The organism is Streptomyces sp. NPDC060035 (assembly GCF_042736635.1).
Classification (GTDB): domain Bacteria; phylum Actinomycetota; class Actinomycetes; order Streptomycetales; family Streptomycetaceae; genus Streptomyces.
In genome coordinates this window covers 1-20,361 of record NZ_JBHWVO010000015.1, presented here as the reverse complement: position 1 = coordinate 20,361, position 20,361 = coordinate 1, and the positions used below count along the sequence as shown (strand labels likewise).

Here is a 20,361-nt window from a genome sequence, read left to right as displayed (position 1 = left end):
CGGATGTTCGAGAAGATTCCACCCATCGATGAGCCCAGCCACCCCCATGGGGTTTACTTGCCCCCAAACCCCCCTGAGCTATGCGGTTTTTCCGTCACAATGGCGCCCGATAAGCCCTACGTGACGCAAGGGACCACGCATGAGATTGACCGATATCTCGCTTGACTGGTTGCTTCCGGGCGCCGTGCTGCTCGTGGGGGTCCTGGCGGCGGTGACGGTGGTCGCGCGCGGCAAGCGCGCCGCCGAACAGACCGCGACCGACGACAGCTGGGAACGCAGCGAGGAGCGCCGCAGGCGCAAGGAGGCACTTTACGCCACCGCCTCGTACGTCCTGCTGTTCTGTTGTGCCGCGGTCGCCGCCGCCCTCTCCTTCCACGGGCTCGTCGGCTTCGGCCGGCAAAACCTCAACCTCTCCGGAGGCTGGGAGTACCTCGTCCCCTTCGGCCTCGACGGGGCCGCGATGTTCTGCTCGGTGCTCGCGGTGCGCGAGGCCAGCCACGGCGACGCCGCGCTGGGATCCCGGCTGCTGGTATGGACGTTCGCCTGTGCCGCTGCCTGGTTCAACTGGGTGCACGCACCGCGCGGCATGGAGCACGCGGGCGCCCCTCACTTCTTCGCGGGGATGTCGCTCTCGGCGGCTGTGCTGTTCGACCGCGCGCTGAAGCAGACGCGCGTGGCAGCACTGCGCGAGCAGGGCCTGGTGCCCCGCCCACTGCCGCAGATCCGTATCGTCCGATGGCTGCGCGCCCCCAGGGAGACCTTCGGCGCCTGGTCGCTGATGCTCCTCGAGGGCGTACGCACCCTGGACGAGGCGGTGGACGACGTTCGCGAGGACAAGCAGGAGAAGGAACAAGACCGCCACAACAGAAGGGACCAGGCGAAGCTGGACCGTGCCCGCATCAAGGCCCTGAACCGGCAGAACCGAGGCTGGGGGCGCGGCGCCCGGATCGATCGCCAGATGGACGTCCAGGCCATCGCCCCCACATCGGGCGGCGGCCCGGCGGCCATGGAACCTGCCACAACAGAACCGGGACAGCTGCCTCTTCGTCCCCGGCCATCCCTGCAAGCCGTGAACGGCTCGAACTCCAGGAGTACTCCGGCACAGAACACGAGCGACGATCCCGCTGCCGTCGATCACACTGCCGAGTACGACGCCCAGGCCCTGCCCCGGCTCGACTCGCTGGAGCAGAAGCTCAAGGATCTGGAGCAGCAGTTCGGCTGAGCCTCAGGGCTTCTCCCCGTTCAGCTCGAACCAGACCACCTTGCCCAGCGCCTGCGCAATGACCCCCCAGGAGTCGGCCAGGCTCTGCACGAGGAGCAGTCCCCTGCCGTGCGTACCGTCGTCGGCGTTCGGTACGTACGGCTCGGGCTCCTGCCCCGCAAGGAAGTCGCGCACTTCCACCCGTAATCGCCTGGGCGCCGCTGTCACCGTGACCACTGCGCCGTTGCGGGTGTGGATCAGGGCGTTCGTCACGAGTTCGCTCAGCAGGAGCTCTGCCACGTCGGTGTCCTCGGGGCGCGAGCGGTAGCGCAGGAACTCCCGCAGCGCACCGCGCACTTCGCCCACTCCCGACAGATCCGCATGTCCCAGTCTCCGGTGCATCCGCACCGGCGAGCTCTCCTGTTGCTTCGTTATGTCCCCCGCGCGCACAGTGAATCAACCTCCTTCGAGTCGTCATGCCTCGAACACCTTCACGGGATGCATGCCCCACAGGCGGGCAGTCACGCTTTCCGGGGCGTCAACAGGTGAACGGACGCCTGCGCAACCCCGGCCGGAAGGCCAGCACGTTACGTTTCCCTACCTGCGGTTAACTTCCAAAAAATTCACATGGGTTGGCGTTGACGGATAGGGATCTACGCGCGTCATCATGGTGCACATGCGAATCCCCCCACGGATCACCACGCTCGGCGGTATCGCCGCCCTCCTGTCCGTCCTCGTCGTCGGCGGCCCGCTCACCGCGACGGCCGCTACCGTCCCCTCGGCCACCGCGGTCGGCAGCATCTGCTACTCCGATCTGCCGTCGCAGGCGCACGACACCCTCGATCTCATCGACGCGGGCGGTCCGTTCCCGTACGACCAGGACGGCACCGTCTTCCAGAACCGGGAAGGCATCCTGCCGAGCCAGGGAACCGGCTACTACCACGAGTACACGGTCATCACGCCGGGTTCCCCGACCCGCGGGGCCCGTCGGATCGTGACGGGTGACGAGGTCCAGGAGGACTACTACACCGCGGACCACTACGAGTCCTTCGACCTGGTCGACCACGGCTGCTGATCAGCAATCCCCCGGTCCGGTCCGCGCCGTTGTCCCCCACCTTCGGCGCGGATCACCGGACCGGCGGCAGGAGAACCGCGCTTGTACCCTCCACGCATGACCGTGATCTATGTGATCGACGGCTCCGAGGTCACCGGCCTGGAGCGCTTCTGGGACGTGGTCGGCGAGGCGGTGAACGGCCCCGGCGGCTATTTCGGCCGCAGTCTCGACTCGTTCGCGGACTGTCTGAGCGGCGGCATGGGCACCCCCGACGACGCCCCCTTCGTCATCGAATGGCGCGACCACGCGCTCTCCGCCCGGGCGCTGGGCCATGAGGAGACCGCACGCCATCTGCGCCGCACGCTCAGCCGTGTGCACCCCACCGGCAGAGCCGCTGCCGACCACGCGCTGGCCGAGGCGCTGGCCGGCCGAGGACCGACGCTCTTCGACACGCTGGTGGACGTCATCACGGAACGGACCGCGCCCGGGACCCTGCGGCTGAGGTGATCGCGGACGCCGTACGGGGAAGTGAAGCCCTGTACCGCCCCGCAGGCGCCGACCCCGAGGAGCCGTGATGCACGACGACAGCACACTGGTGGAGGGCCGCCTGGAGCGGGCACTCCAGCAGTTCATCCGCCCCGCCCAGTACGCGGCGCGGACCCCCTTGGCCCTCTCCGCCTGGCACGCTCCCGGCGAACCCGTACCGGTGGCCGACGCCCTCGGGCAGACGTACGAGCCCTTCGTGACCGGTACGGCGTGGGGGAAGCCGTGGTCCACCACCTGGTACCGGCTCACGGGCACCGTGCCCGAGGAGTGGTCGGGACGCCGGGTGGAGGCGGTCGTCGATCCCGGGTTCTCCGGCCAGGGGCCGGGATTCCAGGCGGAGGGGATGCTGTACGACACCGACGGTGTGCCCCTCAAGGGCATCCATCCGCGCAATCGGCACCTCACGATCGCCGCGGCGGCGCAGGGCGGCGAGCCGGTCGCCCTGCTCCTGGAGGCGGCAGCCAACCCCTCCGTGCTGGAGCACGGCTTCGAGCCGACCGCGCTCGGCGACGTGCTGACCGCCGGGGACCGCGCCCTCTACACCTTCGCCTCCGCCGACCTCGCCGTCCTCGACGAGGACGTCTGGCATCTCGTCCTGGACATCGAGGTGCTGTCCGAGCTGATGGGCGAGCTGCCCGCCGACCGCTCCCGGCGCCACGAGATCCTGCGGGCGCTGGAACGCATGCTGGACGCGCTCGATCTGCACGATGTGGCAGGCACGGCGGCAGCGAGCCGGGCGGAGCTGGCCCAGGCGCTGTCCCGGCCCGCCTCGGCGAGCGCGCACCGCGTGTCGGCGGCCGGGCACGCGCACATCGACTCCGCGTGGCTGTGGCCCCTGCGTGAGACGGTGCGCAAGGCCTCGCGCACCTTCGCCAACGTCACCGCTCTCGCCCAGGACTATCCGGAGCTGGTCTTCGCGTGCTCCCAGGCCCAGCAGTACGCCTGGGTGAAGGAGCATCAGCCGCACATCTGGGAGCGGATCAGGCAGGCGGTGGCGGACGGCCAGTGGGCGCCGGTCGGCTCGATGTGGGTGGAGTCCGATGCGAACATGCCCGGCGGTGAGGCGCTGGCCCGGCAGATCGTGCACGGCAAGCGGTTCTTCACCGAGGAGCTCGGGGTGGAGACGGAGGAGATCTGGCTGCCGGACTCCTTCGGGTACACGGCGGCCTTCCCGCAACTGGCCCGGCTGGCCGGGGTCCGGTGGTTCCTGACGCAGAAGCTGTCGTGGAACCAGAACAACAAAATGCCGCATCACACGTTCTGGTGGGAGGGCATCGACGGGACCCGTGTCTTCACGCACTTCCCTCCGGTGGACACGTACAACGCCCAGTTCCACGCAAGTGAACTCGCCCGCGCCGAACGGAACTTCACCGAGAAGGGCCGGGCCTCGCGCTCCCTGGTGCCGTTCGGCTGGGGCGACGGCGGGGGCGGCCCCACCCGCGAGATGCTGGAGAAGGCCCGCAGGCTCCGGAATCTGGAAGGCTCGCCGCGGGTCGAGATCGAGAAGCCCTCGGCGTTCTTCGCGGCAGCCGAGGAGGAGTACGGCGCCGAGGCGCCGGTCTGGTCGGGCGAGCTGTACCTGGAGCTGCACCGGGGGACATACACCACCCAGGCAGCCACCAAGCGGGGCAATCGGCGCAGCGAACACCTGCTGCGTGAGGCGGAGCTGTGGGCAACGGCGGCGGCCTTGCGCAACCCCGGCTACCGCTACCCGTACGAGACGCTGGAGCGGATCTGGAAGGCCGTTCTGCTGCTCCAGTTCCATGACATCCTGCCCGGCTCGTCCATCGCCTGGGTGCACCGCGAGGCCCGCGACACGTACGAGGAGGTGCGTGCGGAACTCGCCGATACGGTGGCCGGAGCGGTGACGGCACTCGGCCGCCCCGAGGGTCTGGTAGCGCTCAACGCCTCGCCGTACGACCGTAGCCAGGTACTCGAACTGGATGCGGATGCGAGCGGGGTGCTCCCGTCGGGGGCCCATGTGCAGGCGCTGGGCGACGGGCGCACTGCGGTGGTCGCGCGGACGCCGGCGCTGGGTGCGGGGCTGCTGGACGGCTCGGCGGTGCCGGAACACGAGGCCATGGCGAGCGGTGCGGCGGGCGACGGCGGAATCGTTCTGGACAACGGGCTCCTGCGGGTCACGGTCGACCGGGACGGGCTGATCGCCTCGGTGCGCGACCTCGTGGCCGGCCGTGACGTCCTCGTCCCCGGCCACCGGGCGAACCTCCTTCAGCTGCACCCGGATCACCCCAACCACTGGGACGCCTGGGACATCGACCGGCACTACCGCCGCTCGCGCACGGACCTGACGGACGCGGACTCCGTCGAGACGGTCGAGGCCGGGCCGCTGCGGTCCGCCGTCCGTGTGGTGCGCTCGTTCGGAGCGTCCCGGATCGTGCAGGAGCTGCGGCTCTCCGCGGGCAGCCGGCAGCTCGACATCGACACCGAGGTGGACTGGCAGGAGTCGGAGAAGGTCCTGAAGGTGGCCTTTCCGCTGGATGTGCATGCCGAACGGTCCACGTCCGAGATCCAGTTCGGCCATGTGCACCGCGCGACGCACGACAACACCGGCTGGGACGCGGCCCGTTTCGAGATCTGCGCACACCGCTGGCTGCACGTCGCCGAACCGGGCTACGGCGTCGCGGTCCTCAACGACTCGACGTACGGCCACGAGGTGACACGGACCCCGCACGACGCCGGGCTGGGCACGACCGTACGACTGACGCTGCTGCGCGCCCCGCACAGCCCGGACCCGCACGCCGATCTCGGGACGCACCGCTTCCGCTATGCCCTGGCGCCCGGTGCGCAGGTCACCGATGCGGTGCGGGAGGGGCTCGCGCTCAATCTGCCGCTGCGGGCGGCGGTGGCCCCGGCCGTGCCGTCACTGGTCACCACCGGACATCCGGCCGTGACCGTGGAGTCGGTGAAGCTCGCCGAGGACCGCGGCGGCGATGTCGTCGTGCGGCTGTACGAGTCGGCCGGCGGGCGGGCCGACGCGGTGCTGCGCGTCGGTTTCCCTGTTGCGCTGGCACAGATCACCGACCTGCTGGAGCGGCCGGTGGCGGAGGCCGTGGCCGGCGAGGAGGGTCTTGTGCTGTCGCTGAGGCCCTTCCAGATCCTGACGGTGCGGCTGACACCCGCCTGAGCGAGCCGCAGGTCAGGGGCGGGGCATGTTACGGAGGTTGGAGCGGGCCATCTGGAGCATCCGGCCCACCCCGCCGTCCAGCACGATCTTGCTGGCGGAGAGCGCGAAGCCGGTCACCATGTCGGCGCTGATCTTCGGCGGGATGGAGAGCGCGTTCGGGTCGGTGACCACGTCGACGAGTGCCGGGCCCTTGTGCTTGAAGGCGTCCTTGAGGGCGCCTTCGAGCTGCTTGGGCTTCTCCACCCGCACCCCGTACGCCCCGCAGGCACGGGCGACCGCAGCGAAGTCGGGATTCTTGTTGCTCGTACCGAACGAGGGCAGCCCCGCAACCAGCATCTCCAGCTCGACCATACCGAGCGAGGAGTTGTTGAACAGGACCACCTTCACCGGCAGGTTGTACTGGACGAGCGTGAGGAAGTCGCCCATCAGCATGGTGAATCCGCCGTCGCCGGACATCGACACGACCTGCCGGTTCCGGTCGGTGAACTGCGCGCCGATCGCCTGCGGCAGCGCGTTGGCCATCGAGCCGTGGCTGAACGAGCCGATCACCCGGCGCTTGCCGTTGGGCGTGAGATAGCGGGCCGCCCACACATTGCACATACCGGTGTCGACGGTGAACACGGCGTCGTCGTCGGCGAGTTCGTCGAGCACCGCGGCGACGTACTCCGGGTGGATCGGCACGTGCTTCTCGACCTTGCGGGTGTACGCCTTGACCACGCCCTCAAGCGCGTCGGCGTGCTTCTTCAGCATCCGGTCGAGGAACTTGCGGTCGGTCTTGGCCTTCACGCGCGGCGTGAGGGACCGCAGTGTCTCGCGTACGTCGCCCCAGACCGCCAGATCGAGCTTGGAGCGCCGGCCCAGGTGCTCGGGACGCACATCCACCTGGACGATCTTCACATCGGTCGGGAGGAACGCGTTGTACGGGAAGTCGGTCCCGAGCAGGATGAGCAGATCGCACTCGTGGGTGGCCTCGTAGGCGGCGCCGTAGCCCAGCAGTCCGCTCATACCGACGTCGTACGGATTGTCGTACTGGATCCATTCCTTGCCGCGCAGCGCGTGCCCGACCGGGGCTTTGACGCGCTCGGCGAACTCCATCACCTCGGCGTGTGCGCCCGCGGTGCCGCTGCCGCAGAACAGCGTCACCCGTTTGGCCTCGTCGACCATCCGGCAGAGCTTCTCGATCTCCTCGTCCCCGGGCCGTACGGAGGGCCTTGAGGTGATCAGGGCGTGCTCGATCGACTTCTCCGGGGCCGGCCGGGAGGCGATGTCGCCGGGCATCGAGACGACGCTGACCCCACCGCGCCCGATCGCGTGCTGAACAGCGGTCTGGAGCAGCCGGGGCATCTGCTGCGGGTTGGAGATCATCTCGTTGTAGTGACTGCACTCCTGGAAGAGCAGCTCGGGATGGGTCTCCTGGAAGTAGCCGAGGCCGATTTCGCTCGAAGGAATGTGCGAGGCGAGGGCGAGGACCGGGGCCATGGAGCGATGGGCGTCGTAGAGGCCGTTGATGAGGTGCAGATTGCCCGGCCCGCACGACCCGGCGCAGGCCGCCAGGGTGCCGGTGATCTGGGCCTCCGCACCGGCGGCGAACGCGGCGGTCTCCTCGTGCCTGACCTGGATCCATTCGATGGCGGCGTTACGCCGGATGGCGTCGACGACAGGGTTGAGGCTGTCACCGACGACGCCGTACATCCGCTTCACCCCCGCCCGCACGAGAATGTCGACGAACTGTTCCGACACGTTCTGCTTGGCCATGGGTGCGCGCCCTCTCTGCGTGTGCTCGGCGCACATGCGGCTGTCCCGGCTCCGGGGCCGGGACAGCCGGCCGGTCGGACTCCGGAGTCCATCAACCCATGGCCTGCGGGGTTACGCCTCCCAGACTGCGGCGCTCGTGCGGTCGTCGGCGTACCCCTTGGCCCTGGTCTGGGTGTCCGCGAGAAATGCGGCCAGTCCCGGGGGCCCGGCGGCACCCCAGCGCTCGGCGAGCTCCCCGGCGAGGGCGGGCTCGCCACGCATCGGTTCGGCCAGACCGTTGCTGCAGAGCAGCAGCGTGTCCCCCGGTCGGGCGACCGAGGCACGGAACCGGAAGGGCTCGGCGGGCGGCGGCAGCGGACTCTCGATGTACGGCGACGGCGGGGTCGTGATCTGCAGGTCCATCGTCAGCCGGTCGCCACCGGGGCCCTCTTCGTTCTCCGCGCCGCCCCGCGGGGCCGAGCCGAAACCGACGACGGGTCCCCCTCCGCCGGCACCGGCAGGCGGTACCGGGGGTTCGAGGTCCTGCCAGGCACCGTCACGGAGCCGGAACAGGCCCCCGTCGCCGACGCCGAAGAAGACCCGGGTGCGGCACTCGGGGTCGGCGGACAGGAGCAGGCAGCGCAGGCCCACGGTGTAGGCGTCGGCTTCGATGCCCAGCTCTGCCGCGCGGGCGCGCAGCTTGCCGAAGGTCCGGTCGGTGAGACGGTGCAGACCTGAGGTGAGCTCGCCCCTGCGACCTGCCCTTATGTCGTCGGAGAGTCGGGTGTGGCTGCGACCGACGGCGCCTCCGATCCAGCGGCAGGCGTCGGCGGCGGCGAGATGCGCGTGTTCGGCGGCCCTGGCACCGCTGGCGACGGCGACCAGGACGAGGGAGCTCTCCCCGCCACCGAAGCGGGCCGTCAGCAGGGCGTCACGCCTGGGCTCGCCGCGAAATCGTGCCGAGTCCCCGCGCACGGAGGCGGCCCGCAGGGTGTACGTCCCGTACCGGGCGCCGTCGAGCACCGTGTCGGCGACGAGCCCGTCGAGGTCACCGGGGCCGGTTACGGGCAGGGCGACGGGTTCGGCGTCGTAGGTGGGCGGCCGGTCCCCGATGTGGCCGACGACGGGGCGTGGCGCCGTGACGGGGCCCGAAGGTTGTGCGGGGCCGCCCTGCCCGGTGAACTCCGGAGGCTCCGCGGGGACATCGGCGGGCGGCTCGGGAGGCGGCGGGGCGGCGAAGGTGCGCGGCTGCGGGGATCCGCCCGGGGGCTCCCACGGAGCGGGGCACGCCACGGTGCGCAACGGCGCGGGGGGCGGTCCCGCAGATGCCTGCGGTGCGGCCGGAACTGCTCGCTGGGGCGCGGGCACGCCGTCCGCGGCGGCTCGCTGGGGCACCGGTGGCATCTCCGGTGCGGGCGGTGGCTGCGGCGGCCTGTGTACGTCGTCGATGGGCGGGGCACCGGGAGCGGACGGCCTCGTCGGTACGCGCGGATCGGGCACCGGGACCGCGGCGGCCTCCCGGGTGGCAAGGGCATCCGGCGCCGGGCCGGCGCCCGGGTCCGCGTACGTTCCTGGGTCTGCGCGGTTCTCCGGCGGACCCACCGCATCCGACGCGGAGTCGAAGCGGTCGTCGAGACTGTCGGCCGCGCTGCTGGGACCCGTGTCCGGCGCGGTCTCGTCGTACAGCCTGCGCCACCAGTCGTCCTCGTGGGCGGCGGGCCTCTCCCCCTGCTGACTCATGCCCTTATTGTCCACCGCACCGGCGATGCCAAAACGGTTCATCCGGAAAAGAGGCCCGGAAGTGACGGCCCGGAAAAGGGTCCGCCGGGCGGCCCCACCCCCCACGGGAAGGACGCCCGGCGGACCGGTCAGGGTGTCGTCAGCGCACTGCGTACGCGTCGGTCACGGTCTGGATGACGGAGTTGCCGTTGGCGTCCGTCAGTTCCGTCTTCAGGGTGACCGGCTTGCCCGCCGCGCCCGCGTGGTTCACGGTCGCGGTCCAGCGGCCGCCCTTCTCTGCGGTGGTGGCAGCGGTCCAGGTCTCGCCGTTGTCGTACGAGTAGGAGACCTTGGCGGCGGTCAGCTTGCCCGGCGTGTAGCCCGCGTGGCCGGTGACGCTCAGAGCGATTTTCTGACCGTCCTGCGCCGCCAGGGTCTTCAGCCCGTCCGTCGCCAGGTCGTAGCCCGGGAAGAGCAGCGGAATGCCCTGGGAGTAGGTGTTCTCCTCGCGGTGCGAGCGGAACTTCCAGACGGTCTGGGTCTGGGTCGACCGCTTCCAGACTGCGGCCGGCTGACCCACCTTGAACGTCACCATGGTGAGTTCGTACGCCGCGTCCTCGGCCGGCACGGTGAAGACCCCGGAAGGCCACCCGGACTCTCCGAGCACCTCGCCGCCGCTGGTGAGCTTCATACCGCCCAGGTCTCCGAAGGAGCCCTGCAGTCCGCCGTGTTCGGTGTCGGCCCAGAAGCCCGGGGCGACGCCGATCAGGTTGTCCTGACGCTCGGCGGCGAGCTGCTGCTCGCCCTGCAGGTCGAGCGGAGTCGACGGGCCGAGGATGCCCCGGTACCAGCTCTCCGTACGCTGCTGGCCCGCCTTGTACGTACGGGGCTTGTCGAACATGGTCTCGCCCCAGGGGAAACTGGAGGAAAGGAAGCGCTCCCAGCGGCTGTCGCCCGCCGAGTAGTACTCGGTGCGCTTGCCGGGGGCGGCGACGGTGTCGGACGTCCCGGCGTTGAAGCGTGTGCCGTACGGCCGGGAGACGACCATCGAGTCGACGTAGTCGGCCGCGATGCCCATGGCCTCGTACGTGGCGGTGGACTTGCCGAGCTTGCTGTCACGGACCTTGTACGTGCGGTCCGAGGTGACCGGGCCTGTCTCGGGGAAGCCGAGGTTGTAGACGAACGGGCTGGCGGCAGTGCCCTTCCAGCGCAGCGTCACGGGACCGTCGGCGAGAGCGGTGGTCAGGCCGGCGGCCTCACCCGCCTCGATCGCGAGGGAGGGCAGCGGCGCCCGACCGTAGCCGACGGACGGCTGCCAGGGGCCGGCGGACGGCCGGTGCACGATGATCGCCTTTGCGCCGGCGGCCTGGGCGTTCCGCGCCTGGACGGTCATGAATCCGTCGTCGGCCACCTCGACCAGGGCGATCTTGCCCGTGACATCGGCGGCCTTCAGCTCGTCGGGGGTGCCGGTGCCCGCGTCGACGAGCACGGCCTCGCCCGTACCGTCGAGGTTGACGGAGCCGGTGCTCGCCATCAGCGGGTGCAGTGCGGCACCGCCGACGACCGAGAGCTTCTCGATCTGCGGAGCGTACGCACGCCAGTAACTGGAGAACTCGAAGTCGCCGTCACTCGCCTTGCCCTGAACGTCGACCACGTAGTTCTTGATGGCGCGGCCGGCGCTGATGGAACCCGAGTGCAGCCAGACGTCGTCCCAGCTGCGGCCGAAGGCGAGCGTCGTGGAGCGTATCTCGGACGTGCGGTCCTCCGTCCGCACCTGGACCCGGTGGGCCTTGCGGGCGTCCAGTACCAGGACGGTGTCCTTGGTGACGTTCAGCTGCGGCCTGGCGAGGTAGCCGACGGACTCGACCATCCTGCCGATGGCGTCCTTCGGGTCCGGCGAGATGATGAAGCTGGAGACGAAGTAGGCGCCGGGGCGCACCTCGTAGACCTGGTCGGCCGAACCGTCGTTGAAGCGGCGCTCGCCGGAGGCGGTGTCGGTGCCGATGACGTCCACGGAGGAGTTCCCGGCGGCAGGCTTGCCGGTGCGGTCGATGAGCTTGACGCGCAGGGTGACGGTCTCCGCGCCGACGTACAGCGAGAACGGGGTGGAGACCTTGACTCCGCCGGGGCCGGTGGCCAGCACGCGTCCGGTCACATCGCCGTACTGGGCGGCCTTCAGGCTCGCGGTCGGGTCGATGTCCAGCGGGACCTTGACGGTCGCTCCGGCCGGTACGGTGACGGTGCTCGCGTCGAGCCTGGCGACGGAGGAGCGGACGGCCGAGCCGTCGTTGCCGGTGACGCCCTGGACCTTCAGCGACAGCTTCACCGGGTCGGTGCCTGTGTTGGTGTAGGGGACCTCGACGGTGGTGCGGTCGGTCTTGTCCTGCGGCCAGTTGAAGGTGCCGCCCTGGACGGCGGGGGCGCCCGTGACCGTGGTGTCGATGGCGGCCTTGACGTCGAGCCGGCCGCCGCCGGTCTCCCGTACGTCGCCGGGGATGTCGCTCTTCGCGGACGACACGAGGGCGGCCTTGACCTGCTGTGCGGTCCAGTCGGGGTGACGCTGCTTCACGATGGCCGCGGCGCCCGCGACATGCGGGGTGGCCATCGACGTACCGGACATGGACCGGTAGGCGTACGGACCGCGGCCGCCTGCCGCGGCGGCCGAGATGTCGACGCCCGGAGCGGAGATCTCGGGCTTGAGGGTGTGCGAGACGATCGCGGGCCCGCGGCTGGAGAACTGGGCGGTGGAGTCGTCGCGGTCGACGGCGCCGACGGTCAGCACGCTCGGGGCGCAGCCCGGCGAGGAGACGGTGTTCAGCGTCGGGCCGGAGTTGCCGGCCGCGATCACGAACAGGGTGTCCTTGCTCTGGGCGAGCTCTTCGGCGGCGAGGCTCATCGGATCGGTGCAGTCGGTGGGTGCGGTGCTGCCGAGGCTCATCGAGACGACATCGGCCTTGTTGTCCACGGCCCACTGCATGCCGGCGATGATCCAGGACTCGGCGCCGGACCCGGAATCGTTGAGGACCTTGCCGACGAGGAGGTCCGCGCCGGGGGCGACGCCCTTCTTCCTGCCGTCGCTCGCCGCGCCGCTGCCGCCGACGGTGGAGGCGGTGTGGGTGCCGTGGCCCTGGCGGTCGTCCGTGGTGTCGGAGTCCGTGAAGTTCTTGGAGTCGGCGATCCGGCCCTTGAGGTCGGGGTGCTCGGCGTCCGCGCCGGTGTCCAGGACGGCGACCTTGGTGCCCTTGCCGTCGTAACCCGCGGCCCAGGCGAGGTCGGCCCCGACCTGCTTGGTCGACCTGTCGAGGCTCGCCTCGACCTGGCGGTCGAGCCAGAGCTTCCTGAGCCCGGTGGCCGAGCGCCCGCGCGTGCCGGTGACGTCGGCCCAGAAGGCGGTGGTCTGCTTCTTGTCGGCCTTCAGCGCGACGCCGTCGATGGCCGCGAGGTCGAGTCCGCGCTCGGCGCCGCGCGGGGTGGCGGGAGTGCTGCGCCCGGCCTGACCGGTGTACGTGGCGATCAGCGGGACGGTCGCGGAGTGGGCGTCGTCGTAGCCCTGGCGGATCAGTCCGGTGACGTTGAAGAGTTCCTCGTCGACCGTGCCGGCGGCAAGGGCGTGGGCGGCGGCCTCGGGATAGACGTACAGGTCCTTGCCGGCCTGCCGGGTCTGGACGAGGGCGACGGTGCCGTCCTCGCGGGGCAGGGCGGTGGCGGACGTGGCTCCCGAACCGTCCGTGCTCACCAGGATCCTGTCGCCGGTGACGAGGGTGACGGTGACGGGCGCGCCCTTGGCAGTTGCGGCCGCACTGCCGGTCAGCGGTCTCTTGGCGGTCGAGTCGTCCTGTGGCGCCGCCACGGACGGTGCGATCGCGGTGACGGCCAGGACGGCGGCGGTGGCCGCTCCCAGCGCCGTGCGCGATATCGGGCGCATCGCTCTCCCAAGGTGGAATTCGGATCAAAGCAGCGCAAGCTGCCCTTTTCCAGAGGTGGTTGGTGCTGCGGTGGCGCCACATTGTCAGAGGGGGCACCGGTACGGGGGATGATGTGCTCGGCGGGTTTGCGCCGTGGCCGTTTCCCGCCACGGCCGAGCTGCCGGACAGGCGCGGAGACCCGCGCACACCACCCGGGGAGGGCCGGAAGATGCTGGCAGCGATAGGCCTCGACGAGAGACAGGAAGCCGCCTACCGGGCGCTTGTCGCGGCGGGCGCCGCAGAGCTCTCGGATCTCGCGCGCCGGCTGGCGCTGCCGGAGGCGGACACGGAGCGGGCGTTGCGCCGCCTGGAACAGCAGGGACTCGCGGCCCAGTCGTCGTCGCGGACGGCCCGCTGGGTGGCAGCGCCTCCCGGGGTCGCGCTGGGCGCGCTGCTGACCCAGCAGCGGCACGAGCTGGAGCAGGCCGAGCTGGCGTCGGCGCTGCTCGCCGAGGAATACCGGGCGGAGGCGGCCGAGCCGGCGGTGCACGATCTGGTGGAGGTGGTGACCGGCGCGAGCGCGGTGGCGCATCGCTTCCATCAGCTGCAGCTGGGCGCCGTCTCGGAAGTCTGCGCACTGGTCACGGGCAAGCCGATCGCGGTCACCGGCACGGAGAACGAGTCCGAGGAACGGGCGGCGAGTCGCGGAGTGTCCTACCGGGTGGTCGTCGAGCGAGATGTGCTCTCGCTGCCGACCGGGATCGTGGAGCTCTCGGCGGCGCTGAGCCGTGACGAGCAGTGCCGGGTGGTCGACCGGGTGCCGACCAAGCTGGTGGTCGCCGACGCTTCGCTGGCCATGGTGCCGCTGACGGGGCGCGGAGCCGAGCCTGCCGCGCTGGTCGTCCATGCCAGCGGTCTGCTGGAGTCGCTGATGGGACTCTTCGAGGCGGTGTGGCGCGATGCGATGCCGTTGCGGCTGGGTGAGAGCGGTGTCCACGAGGTGGGCTCCGGGCCGGACCCCACCGATCTGGAGATTCTGTCGCTGCTGCTGTCCGGTCTGACGGACGCGAGTGTGGCCAAACAGCTGGAGCTGGGCCTGCGGACCGTGCAACGGCGGGTGAAGGGGCTCATGGAACTGACCGGGGTGTCCACGCGGCTGCAGCTGGGCTGGCATGCGTACGAACGCGGCTGGGTGGCCCGTGCGCCGCGCTGACCGACCGGGGGTTCGCCTCCCTGCGGAGCTGCGCTGACGGGCGGGACGGTGCGGACTCCGGCAGGCTGGTCGAATGAGTGTGTGGCAGCTCGTCGCCGTGGGAGCGGTGATGCTGCTCGGACTGGTCGGTGTGCTGGTACCGGGTGTGCCTGGGCAGGCGATCGTCTGGGCCGCGGTGCTGTGGTGGGCACTGACGGACACGACCCCGCTCGCCTGGGGCGTACTGATCGGGGCGACGGGCCTGCTCCTGCTGAACCAGGCGCTGAAGGCGCTGCTGCCGTCACGCCGCCCGCACGAGTCGGGGGCTCCCCGCAAGACGCTGATGATCGGCGGGGTCGCGGCGATCACGGGGTTCTTCGTGCTGCCGGTGATCGGCGGGGTACTGGGGTACGTGGGCGCGATCTACGGGGCGGAGCGGCTTCGGCTGGGCAGTCACGGGGCGGGCTGGACCTCGGTCAAGTCGGTCATGCGGGCGACCGGATACTCGGTGCTCCTGGAGCTCTTCGGCTGTCTGCTGGTGGTGGGGGCCTGGCTGGGCGCCGTGATCTGGGGCTGACCGGCCTCCCCGCGTACAGGGACAGGGACCCGAGGGTGCTCAGCCCGCGAGCTCCAGGTGGCGTACGGCGTACGAACGCCACGGCCGCAGTCCCTCGGTCCCGGATGTCCCGTGCGGGTCCACATCGGGATCGCCCAGTGCCCGCATGCGGATCAGTGCCGCTGTCGCCGGTCCGATCGCCGACAGCCGCAGCAGCGCCTGCTCCGCCTCGTCCCGGTCGGCTCCGGCTTCGAGCCGCACGGCTCCGTCGGCCAGCGCGCCCGCCAGCTCCCGCAGGGCCGGATCCTCGGCTCCGGCGGCCAGTACACCCGGCTCGGGGAAGACATGGGTGAGCCCGCCGCACGGCACGTCCAGGACCTTCCCGTACCGCTCCACCAGCCCGTCGGCGGCTTCCGTGCCCACGAGCGTGCGCACGGCGAACTCCTCCGGGTCTGCGGCGCCCGGCGAGCGCAGGCCCGGGCGCGCGGCGACGAGCGGCGCCAGGCGCGGATCGGCGCCGAGGGCCTCGTCGACGGCGTACGGATCGGCGTCGAGGTCGAGGAGCCGCCGCAGCCGCTGTACGGCCGTCGTCAGGTCGCGGAGATCGGTGAGCGCGATGCGGGCCTCCAGCCACGGACCCGTGGAGGCCTCGTCGACGGCTACGACTCCGGCGCCGTAAGGAAGCCGCAGGGTGCGCCGGTAGGTGCGTGCGCCGGGGGCCCCGCTGATCTCCTCGATCCGGGCCACGGCCTCGGCCCCGAGGAGGTCGAAGACCTCGCGGGCGGCGTACGGGCCGCGATGAGCGAGCCGGAGCGGGATTCCGGCTCTGCGCCCCTCTCGCAGCCCCGCTCCCGTGCCCGTGCCGGCCTCGGTCCGCAGAGCGCTGGGGGTACGGGCGTAGATCTGCCTGATCGTGTCGTTGAACTGGCGCACGCTGGCGAAGCCCGACGCGAAGGCGATCTCGGTGACCGCCAGGTCCGTGGTCTGCAACAGGACCCGGGCGGTGTGGGAGCGCTGGGCGCGCGCGAGGGCGACGGGGCCGGCTCCCAGCTCGGCGTTGAGCTGGCGCTGGACCTGACGTGCGCTGTAGCCGAGCCGCCCCGCGAGCCCCGGGACGCCTTCCCGGTCCACCACGCCGTCGCCGATCATCCGCATGGCGCGGCCCACGACGTCGGCACGCACATTCCACTCGGCGGAGCCCGGCACGGCGTCCGGGCGGCAGCGTCTGCACGCCCGGAAGCCGTTGCCCTGGGCCGCGGCTGCGGTCGGGTAGAACCGCACGTTCTTCCGCTTGGGGGTGACGGCGGGGCAGCTCGGCCGGCAGTAGATGCCAGTGGTCGCGACGGCGAAGAAGAACTCTCCGTCGAAGCGCGCATCGCGGCTGCTCACCGCCTCGTACCTGGTCTGTTCGTCCATCACACCGTCCAGTGTGCGCCCCCTCGCGAAGGCGCACTCGCGGTTTTCGGACGTCGAACCAGGTGACCCGCGCGCGTTACCGCATCCGGCCCTCCCGCTTGAACGCCATGGCAGCCCGGCCCTCCGCGCCCCTGCGCTTCCATTCGCGCGTGGTCTCGCTGCGCAGCCGGGCGTCCGTCTTGGCCGCGATCCGGTGGTTCTCCCGGAGGAGCTTGCGGTAGCTGTCGAGACGCCGTTCGGCCAGTGTCCCGTCCTCGATCGCGCCGAGCACGGCGCAGCCCGGCTCGGCCTCGTGGCCACAGTCGTGGAAACGGCACCGCTGCGCCAGATCCTCGATCTCGGAGAAGACCTGGCCGACGCCGGCCTCCGCGTCCCAGAGCCCGACGCCACGCAGCCCGGGGGTGTCGATCAGCGCGCCGCCGCCGGGCAGCACGAGGAGGTTGCGTGTCGTGGTGGTGTGCCTGCCCTTGCCGTCCACGTCTCGCGCTGCCTGGACGTCCATGACGTCCTCGCCGAGCAGCGTGTTGGCGAGGGTCGACTTGCCCGCACCTGAGATCCCGAGCAGCACGCTCGTACCGCCCGTGACGATGGCACCGAACACATCGACGCCCTCGCCGGTGGCGGAGCTGACGGGCAGCACCTGCACCCCGGGGGCGATGCGCTCGATGTCCTCGACCAGATGGGACAGCGTGGCGACGTCCGGGACGAGATCGGCCTTGGTGAGCACCACGAGCGGGTGCGCCTCGTAACCCGGGGCCTGTTTCCCTTCGCCCAGCAGGGCGGCACCGGCGGTGCTGGACATGGCCAGCGCCAGGAACCGTTCCAGCCGGCCGAGATCCAGCTCGACGGCGAGCGAGACACAGATGACGATGTGATCGATGTTGGTGGCGAGCACCTGCCCCTCGGAGCGCTGCGAGGACGTCGAGCGTACGAAGGCGGTGCGCCGGGGAAGGAGGGTACGGACGAACTGCGGGTCGCCGTCGGGGTCGACGGCCACCCAGTCGCCGGTGCAGACGATCCGCATCGGATCGCGGGGCACCACGAACGCGGTGTCCGCCCTGAGGGTGCCGTCCGGGGTGACCACGTCGCACTGACCGCGGTCCACCCGGACCACGCGTCCCGGCAGGAGTCCCTGCTCGGCGTACGGGGCGAACGTCTCGGCCCATTCGTCGTCCCAGCCGTAGGCGGCCAGGGGATGCGACGAGGACGGAACCGGAAGGATCGAGAAGGAAGAAGGAGAAGACAAGGGAAACCCTTCACAGGGTGGCCCCGGCACCGCGCGCTCGGGCGCGGAGAGGAAAGGTGAAGGTCAGCCGGTGGCCACGGGGGTGAGAACGATGCTCTTCTGGTTGTGGGCAGCGCCCATCGCAACGACAGTCATCAATGTCCTCACCTCCTGATTCCTCGAACGGTCCCTGACCGGCTCCTTGAACGCTGCACACCCTAGCCGGGGGCCACCCGGAAGCGTCAAGAGGTTTTCCGGCGGGTGGCCGGACCGGGGGTGTTCGCCGGAGTGGGAACGAGATCTGCCCCGATCAGGGGATACGCGCGCACAACGACCGGCACCAGGCCGTTACGGTGTCCAGGCCGCCGGACCTACCTGACCACGCCTCACTTCGGCGCGCAGCGCTGCGTTCCGCGTGAGCGACCGGCCGCGACGGAGGCCCGCAAGCAGGTGGACGGGCATGTGCGACGTGCCTGTGTCCCGCGGCGGTGCACGGGGCAGCCGTGGTCGGCGAGGAGGCACTGCGGTCCTTCGCAGCCGACGAAGAGGTCATCAGGACCTCCGCTGTCTCCTGCCGGAACGGCATCGGGCCGACACCCGCCGACACCGCTCCGGGTCCGCCCATGGCGACGCTCACCACTCCCGTGCAGGGGTGAGCGTCGCCGCTATCGGCCGCCGCCTGCCCCGCCCGCCGTGCGCGGCGCCGGGACGAAGGCGCTCCCCCTGCCCCGCCCCCGCGCCGCGGGCGCCCGGCATTCCGGGCTCCGGCTTGCCTCGCACCATTCGGCGAGCAGTCGGTCGTAGATCGGTGTGGAGCTTTCGGGCTGCCGGTCGCGGCTCCCCGGACGCTGACTGTCGGACTGATCCATAAGTGGCCTCTACCCAACTCTGCGGGCGGCGTCGGCTGCCGGTGCGGCAACCGGACCAATTCCCCCACGATCGGGCTACCGGCCGAACACGGTGAACTGCGGGCAGGAACCGCCCGCTCACGAGACCGCCCAGCAAAATTCGAAACTCACGAACAGGAATCCGCGCACTATCACACTCCCACCGGCGCGAAAACGGGAAGGCTCGCACCGGAAACGCCATCCGGGTCCGACCGGCAATGAACGATCAGCTCAGCCGATCAACAGATCAGCATTACTGCACAATTTCCGCAGCCATACGGAGGGAAGCAGGGCGATGACCTTCCCGAAAGCCATCGCCCGGCCGGCACGGACCCGGGCCGCACCATGGAGGAGTGTCGGCGACCGGGCCCGGTCATTCAGCGGCCAGGTCAGCCGTTGCTGCCGGCACCGTGGCCCGAGGGAGCCGGGATGTCCGACAGGACCTGCGCCTGTTGCCTGCTTGTCGCCCTCGGCCGGGTGGCGCTGTCCGCGCACTGCTGATTCCGCGGGTCGGACGGAACGCCGACATCCTGGACCCCGGCCGGGCCGGGACCGATGGGCGAACCGGTACGGACCTTGAGCTCACAACCAACCCTGCCCATACCGGCTCACCCGTCGGCGGAGCTTACTGACCGACGTGCCACCGGGCGATCGATTCTCCCGCATTCACCCGAACAGCCCCGGCCGTCGGGGCTGTTCGGCAGGTCCGGCATCGGATCACGAACACCCGTGCGTAACCCTATCGGGTGGTTACACACTTTTCACCGTTCTCCAAGTTTCCCCTGCAACTGCTCCGTCGTTATGGGTGTCATGACGCTGCGGGCGAATGGCCCACGCGAAATGTCTGAAGAAAGGCAAGTAATGCGACAGGTTTTGAACAAAGGCATGATCGTCATGGCGGCAGCGTCGGGCATCCTGACCGTCGTCGGCGGCGGATATGCCCACGCCGACGCCTCGGCCGAGGGCGCCGCCGTCAACTCGCCGGGTGTCGGCTCGGGCAACGTCGCCCAGGTACCGGTGCATGTCCCGGTCAATGCCTGCGGCAACACGGTCAACGGGGCCGCCCTGCTGAATCCCTCCTTCGGCAACGAATGCGCGAACGTCGACTCCGGCAAGGGCCACCACCACGGTAAGGACGCCGAAGAGAGCGACCGTCACGGCGACGACCGCAGCATTCACAGCGACCGCGGTCACGACAGTGGGAGCGAGGACGCTTCCGGCAAGCACAGCGACCGCGGTCACGACGGTGGGAGCGAGGACGCTTCCGGCGAGCACGGCGACCGTGGTTACGACGGCCCGGGCTCCGACAGTTACGGCGACGACGCCTACGGGGGCAACGGCGGAGCGAGCGCCGAAGGTGTGGCCGCCAACTCCCCCGGCGTGCTCTCCGGCAACGTGATCCAGGCCCCCGTTCACATCCCGGTCAACGCCTGCGGCAACAGCGTCAATCTGATCGGTGCGCTCAACGCGGCCGCCGACAACGAGTGCTACAACGAGAGCGGCCCCGCAGCGCCGCCGGTCGACGAGCCGCCGGTCGACGAGCCGCCGACCGCCGCCAAGCCGCCGGTCGACAAGCCCCCCGTCAGTGACACCCCGGCCCCTGCCGCTGTGCCGAACGTCCCTGTCGAGCAGCTGGCGCACACCGGTGCCGGTGAGATCGGCATGGCCGCCGGCGCGAGCGCGGCTCTGCTGCTCGGCGGAGCGGTGCTCATGCGCCGTACCCGCGGTTCGCGCAACTAGTCCCGTACACACGGAGAGGGCCGCTCGGCAGCATCAGGTGC

14 protein-coding genes are annotated in these 20,361 nt (G+C 70.7%); 8 read left to right on the top strand and 6 right to left on the bottom strand.

What is annotated here, in order from left to right:
* The first annotated feature begins 139 nt into the window (after positions 1–139).
* Positions 140–1,222: a DUF2637 domain-containing protein gene (locus ACFWBQ_RS23110; protein ID WP_385492168.1), complete on the top strand. Its 1,083-nt coding sequence runs from the start codon at positions 140–142 to the stop codon at positions 1,220–1,222.
* A gap of 3 nt (positions 1,223–1,225) precedes the next feature.
* Here ACFWBQ_RS23110 and ACFWBQ_RS23105 read toward each other — a convergent pair whose 3' ends face one another.
* Positions 1,226–1,591: an ATP-binding protein gene (locus ACFWBQ_RS23105; RefSeq protein ID WP_385492554.1), complete on the bottom strand. Its 366-nt coding sequence runs from the start codon at positions 1,589–1,591 to the stop codon at positions 1,226–1,228.
* A gap of 286 nt (positions 1,592–1,877) precedes the next feature.
* Here ACFWBQ_RS23105 and ACFWBQ_RS23100 point away from each other — a divergent pair, with 286 nt between their 5' ends.
* The 3 genes from ACFWBQ_RS23100 (at position 1,878) to ACFWBQ_RS23090 (ending at position 5,946) form a co-directional block, all read left to right on the top strand.
* Positions 1,878–2,276, top strand: coding sequence for a ribonuclease domain-containing protein (locus ACFWBQ_RS23100; RefSeq protein ID WP_385492165.1), 399 nt, complete (start codon positions 1,878–1,880; stop codon positions 2,274–2,276).
* 96 nt (positions 2,277–2,372) lie between these two features.
* Entirely contained in the window at positions 2,373–2,762 is a 390-nt protein-coding gene (locus ACFWBQ_RS23095) for a barstar family protein (protein WP_385492162.1), read from the top strand.
* 67 nt (positions 2,763–2,829) lie between these two features.
* Entirely contained in the window at positions 2,830–5,946 is a 3,117-nt protein-coding gene (locus tag ACFWBQ_RS23090) for an alpha-mannosidase (protein WP_385492159.1), read from the top strand.
* Between the two features lie 12 nt (positions 5,947–5,958).
* Here ACFWBQ_RS23090 and ACFWBQ_RS23085 read toward each other — a convergent pair whose 3' ends face one another.
* The 3 genes from ACFWBQ_RS23085 to ACFWBQ_RS23075 all read right to left on the bottom strand — a co-directional run bounded on the left by ACFWBQ_RS23085 (position 5,959) and on the right by ACFWBQ_RS23075 (position 13,324).
* The gene (locus ACFWBQ_RS23085) at positions 5,959–7,701 is read right to left on the bottom strand and encodes a pyruvate dehydrogenase (RefSeq protein ID WP_385492156.1); all 1,743 of its coding nucleotides are present in this window, start codon (positions 7,699–7,701) and stop codon (positions 5,959–5,961) included.
* 111 nt (positions 7,702–7,812) lie between these two features.
* Positions 7,813–9,420 (bottom strand): protein phosphatase 2C domain-containing protein, encoded by a 1,608-nt coding sequence (locus ACFWBQ_RS23080; protein WP_385492153.1) that lies wholly within the window; start codon positions 9,418–9,420, stop codon positions 7,813–7,815.
* 139 nt (positions 9,421–9,559) lie between these two features.
* Complete coding sequence (locus ACFWBQ_RS23075) at positions 9,560–13,324, bottom strand: S8 family serine peptidase (protein WP_385492150.1); 3,765 nt, start codon at positions 13,322–13,324, stop codon at positions 9,560–9,562.
* 209 nt (positions 13,325–13,533) lie between these two features.
* Between ACFWBQ_RS23075 and ACFWBQ_RS23070 the strand changes: the two genes are divergently transcribed.
* Together ACFWBQ_RS23070 and ACFWBQ_RS23065 are read left to right on the top strand one after the other, a co-directional pair.
* The gene (locus tag ACFWBQ_RS23070) at positions 13,534–14,517 is read left to right on the top strand and encodes a helix-turn-helix domain-containing protein (RefSeq protein ID WP_385492147.1); all 984 of its coding nucleotides are present in this window, start codon (positions 13,534–13,536) and stop codon (positions 14,515–14,517) included.
* A gap of 73 nt (positions 14,518–14,590) precedes the next feature.
* Entirely contained in the window at positions 14,591–15,073 is a 483-nt protein-coding gene (locus tag ACFWBQ_RS23065; protein WP_385492144.1) for a DUF456 domain-containing protein, read from the top strand.
* Between the two features lie 39 nt (positions 15,074–15,112).
* On the opposite strand, the gene ACFWBQ_RS23060 is transcribed toward ACFWBQ_RS23065, so the two are convergent.
* Entirely contained in the window at positions 15,113–16,468 is a 1,356-nt protein-coding gene (locus ACFWBQ_RS23060) for a DNA-3-methyladenine glycosylase 2 family protein (RefSeq protein WP_385492551.1), read from the bottom strand.
* 76 nt (positions 16,469–16,544) lie between these two features.
* On the bottom strand, positions 16,545–17,714 hold the full coding sequence (gene rsgA / locus ACFWBQ_RS23055) for a ribosome small subunit-dependent GTPase A (RefSeq protein ID WP_385492141.1): 1,170 nt from the start codon (positions 17,712–17,714) through the stop codon (positions 16,545–16,547).
* Between the two features lie 467 nt (positions 17,715–18,181).
* Here rsgA and ACFWBQ_RS23050 point away from each other — a divergent pair, with 467 nt between their 5' ends.
* Both ACFWBQ_RS23050 and ACFWBQ_RS23045 read left to right on the top strand, forming a co-directional pair.
* Complete coding sequence (locus ACFWBQ_RS23050) at positions 18,182–18,349, top strand: hypothetical protein (protein WP_385492138.1); 168 nt, start codon at positions 18,182–18,184, stop codon at positions 18,347–18,349.
* Positions 18,350–19,441: 1,092 nt separating this feature from the next.
* Complete coding sequence (locus ACFWBQ_RS23045) at positions 19,442–20,320, top strand: chaplin (protein ID WP_385492135.1); 879 nt, start codon at positions 19,442–19,444, stop codon at positions 20,318–20,320.
* Positions 20,321–20,361: the final 41 nt, after the last annotated feature.

Coding starts and splice junctions, on each gene's coding strand:
- ACFWBQ_RS23110 (WP_385492168.1), top strand. CDS start 140: ATGAGATTGACCGATATCTCGCTTGACTGGTTGCTTCCGGGCGCCGTG.
- ACFWBQ_RS23100 (WP_385492165.1), top strand. CDS start 1,878: ATGCGAATCCCCCCACGGATCACCACGCTCGGCGGTATCGCCGCCCTC.
- ACFWBQ_RS23095 (WP_385492162.1), top strand. CDS start 2,373: ATGACCGTGATCTATGTGATCGACGGCTCCGAGGTCACCGGCCTGGAG.
- ACFWBQ_RS23090 (WP_385492159.1), top strand. CDS start 2,830: ATGCACGACGACAGCACACTGGTGGAGGGCCGCCTGGAGCGGGCACTC.
- ACFWBQ_RS23085 (WP_385492156.1), bottom strand. CDS start 7,701: ATGGCCAAGCAGAACGTGTCGGAACAGTTCGTCGACATTCTCGTGCGG.
- ACFWBQ_RS23080 (WP_385492153.1), bottom strand. CDS start 9,420: ATGAGTCAGCAGGGGGAGAGGCCCGCCGCCCACGAGGACGACTGGTGG.
- ACFWBQ_RS23075 (WP_385492150.1), bottom strand. CDS start 13,324: ATGCGCCCGATATCGCGCACGGCGCTGGGAGCGGCCACCGCCGCCGTC.
- ACFWBQ_RS23070 (WP_385492147.1), top strand. CDS start 13,534: ATGCTGGCAGCGATAGGCCTCGACGAGAGACAGGAAGCCGCCTACCGG.
- ACFWBQ_RS23065 (WP_385492144.1), top strand. CDS start 14,591: ATGAGTGTGTGGCAGCTCGTCGCCGTGGGAGCGGTGATGCTGCTCGGA.
- ACFWBQ_RS23060 (WP_385492551.1), bottom strand. CDS start 16,468: ATGGACGAACAGACCAGGTACGAGGCGGTGAGCAGCCGCGATGCGCGC.
- ACFWBQ_RS23045 (WP_385492135.1), top strand. CDS start 19,442: ATGCGACAGGTTTTGAACAAAGGCATGATCGTCATGGCGGCAGCGTCG.